Here is a 3,157-nt window from a genome sequence, read left to right as displayed (position 1 = left end):
CAGCCGAGACGTCCTCCGGCACGGCGCGGCCCTGCCGCCGCAGCAGGCTGAGCAGCGGATCGACGGCCTTCTCGTTCTGGACCACGAAGCCGGTGGTGCCGGGGCGTTCGTCGAAGACGCGGGCGAGGGTGGCGGCCATCGCGTCGTAGCCGCCCTCGCAGGGCCGGTGCAGCATCCGCAGCCCGAGCGCCCCGGCACGCTCGCGCAGCCCCGCCACCGTCCGCTCGGCGAAGCCGGTGTGCCGTTCGTAGACGGCCGCCGCCTCGCCCACCACGGCGATCTCCCGATGACCCAGCGAGGCCAGATGCGCGGCGCACAGCGCGCCCGCGGCGGCGAAGTCGAGATCGACGCAGGTCAGGCCCGTCGTGTCGGCGGGCAGCCCGATCAGCACGGCGGGGGTGCCGGAGGCGGCGAGCTGGGGGAGCCTGGCGTCGTCCAGCTCCACGTCCATCAGGATCATCGCGTCGGCCAGCCCGCTCCCCACCACACGGCGGACGGCCTCCGGCCCCTCCTCGCCGGTCAGCAGCAGCACGTCGTGCCCGTAGGAGCGTGCCGTCGTGGCGACCGCGACGGCGATCTCCATCATCACCGGCACGTACATGTCGGTGCGCAGCGGCATCATCAGCGCGATGATGTCCGACCTGCTGCTGGCGAGGGCACGGGCCCCGGCGTGCGGGTGGTAGCCCAGCTCGGCGATGCTGCGCGTGACGCGCTCGCGGGTGGCCGCCGAGATCGAGCGCTTGCCGCTGAGGACATAGCTCACCGTGCTGGCGGAGACCCCCGCGTGCCGGGCGACATCGGCGAGGGTGACCATCGTGCTCTCCCGGTGATGCTCGGCGGCTGCGGGGACGGTTGCGGGACGGCTGCGCGCCCGTGCGGAGCGCTTCGAGGGGTGGTGCGGCCCGGCACGAAGACGGTGCGGCCCGGCGCGGCTGCCCGACCCTAGACCGCCCCGCGAACGCCTGTCCAGGGCCAGGAAACGCCCCGTTGGAGCGCTTCAACCGGGCTGCGGCATCCGGGGATTGCCGCGCGCGGAGCCTGGTACGGAACGTATGTATCGGGTAGATACGAGCGAGTAGCACCGACCGGTAGTTCACGCCGATACCCCTCGTAACCCACTGCTCCACAACCCTGCGGCGAGGTGAGTGACATGACCGTCTCCGAGCGCGAAGCACGAGAGGTCGCCGAGGAAGCCCGTGAGAAGGACTGGCGCAAGCCCAGCTTCGCCAAGGAGCTGTTCCTCGGGCGCTTCCGGCTGGACCTGATCCACCCGCACCCCGAACCCGCGGCCGAGGACAAGCAGCGGGGCGAGGAGTTCCTCGCCAGGCTCAAGGAGTTCTGCGAGACCGAGATCGACGGCGCCCTCATCGAGCGCGAGGCCCGCATCCCCGACCGGGTGATCAACGGGCTCAAGGAGATCGGCGCCCTGGGCATGAAGGTCGGCACCGAGTACGGCGGGCTCGGCCTCACGCAGGTCTACTACAACAAGGCCCTCGCCATGGTCTCCTCGGCCAACCCGGCGGTGGGCGCCCTGCTCTCGGCGCACCAGTCCATCGGCGTACCGCAGCCGCTGAAGCTCTTCGGCACCCAGGAGCAGAAGGAGGCGTTCCTGCCCCGCTGCGCCCGCACCGACATCTCCGCCTTCCTGCTGACCGAGCCCGACGTCGGCTCCGACCCGGCGCGCCTGGCCACCACCGCCGTGCCCGACGGCGACGACTACGTACTGGACGGCGTCAAGCTGTGGACCACCAACGGCGTCGTCGCCGACCTGCTCGTCGTCATGGCCCGCGTGCCCAGGTCCGAGGGGCACAGGGGCGGCATCACCGCGTTCGTGGTGGAGGGCGGCGCCGAGGGCGTCACCGTCGAGAACCGCAACGCGTTCATGGGCCTGCGCGGGCTGGAGAACGGCGTCACCCGCTTCCACCAGGTCCGCGTCCCCGCCTCCCACCGCATCGGCGGCGAGGGCGCCGGGCTGAAGATCGCGCTGACCACGCTGAACACGGGGCGCCTCTCGCTGCCCGCCACCTGCGTCGGCGCGGGCAAGTGGTGCCTGAAGATCGCCCGCGAGTGGGGTGCGGCGCGCGTCCAGTGGGGGCGGCCCGTCGCCGAGCACGAGGCCGTCGGCGCCAAGATGTCCTTCATCGCCGCGACGACCTTCGCGCTGGAGGCCGTACTCGACCTCTCCTCGCAGATGGCGGACGAGGAGCGCAACGACATCCGCATCGAGGCCGCGCTCGCCAAGCTCTTCGGCAGCGAGATGGCCTGGCTGATGGCCGACGAGCTGGTGCAGATCCGCGGCGGCCGGGGCTTCGAGACCGCCGAGTCCCTCGCCGCGCGCGGCGAGCGCGCCGTCCCCGCCGAGCAGGTGCTGCGCGACCTGCGCATCAACCGCATCTTCGAGGGCTCGACGGAGATCATGCACCTGCTCATCGCGCGCGAGGCCGTCGACGCGCACCTCTCCGTCGCGGGCGACCTGATCGACCCGGACAAGTCCCTCGGCGAGAAGCGCAAGGCCGCCCTGGCGGCGGGCGGCTTCTACGCGCGCTGGCTGCCCAAACTCGTCGCGGGCCCCGGCCAGCTCCCCCGCACGTACGCCGAGTTCGGCGAGCTGTCGGCGCACCTGCGCTACGTCGAGCGCACGTCACGCAAACTCGCCCGCTCCACCTTCTACGCCATGTCCCGCTGGCAGGGCCGGATGGAGACCAAGCAGGGCTTCCTGAGCCGGATCGTGGACATCGGCGCCGAGCTCTTCGCGATGAGCGCGGCCTGCGTACGGGCGGAGAAGCTGCGCCGCGACGGGACGAGCGGCAAGGCCGCGCACCAGTTGGCGCACGCCTTCTGCGAACAGTCCAAGGTGCGGATCGAGGAGCTGTTCGGGCGGCTGTGGACCAACACGGACGACGTCGACCGCAAGGTCGTGCGCGGGCTGCTCGACGGCGCGTACACGTGGCTGGAGGAGGGCATCGTCGACCCGTCGAAGGACGGGCCCTGGATCGCCGAGGCCGAGCCGGGACCCTCCAAGAAGGAGAACGTGCACAGGCCCGTCCGGTGAGCGCGGAGGCTCCCCGGGCTCCCCGGGCTCCCCGGGCTCCCCGGGCTCCCCGGGCACCTCGGACTCCCCGGGTGCGCGCCCCGGCGGCGGGGCGCGGCGCGGCGG

Annotated in this window: 2 protein-coding genes; one reads left to right on the top strand and one right to left on the bottom strand. The window is 72.4% G+C overall.

The window, feature by feature from the left end:
• The coding region (locus ACWGJ2_RS40085) for a LacI family DNA-binding transcriptional regulator (protein ID WP_453351353.1) at positions 1-814 on the bottom strand (814 nt) is incomplete at its 3' end.
• A 336-nt stretch (positions 815-1,150) separates the two neighbouring features.
• Here ACWGJ2_RS40085 and ACWGJ2_RS40080 point away from each other — a divergent pair.
• Positions 1,151-3,052, top strand: a complete 1,902-nt coding sequence (locus tag ACWGJ2_RS40080) for an acyl-CoA dehydrogenase family protein (RefSeq protein WP_453351352.1) — start codon at positions 1,151-1,153, stop codon at positions 3,050-3,052.
• Positions 3,053-3,157 lie beyond the last annotated feature (105 nt).

This window comes from Streptomyces sp. NPDC054796 (genome assembly GCF_053611545.1).
The sequence above is the reverse complement of the archived record's forward strand: the minus strand, read 5'-3'. Positions and strand labels throughout refer to the sequence as shown.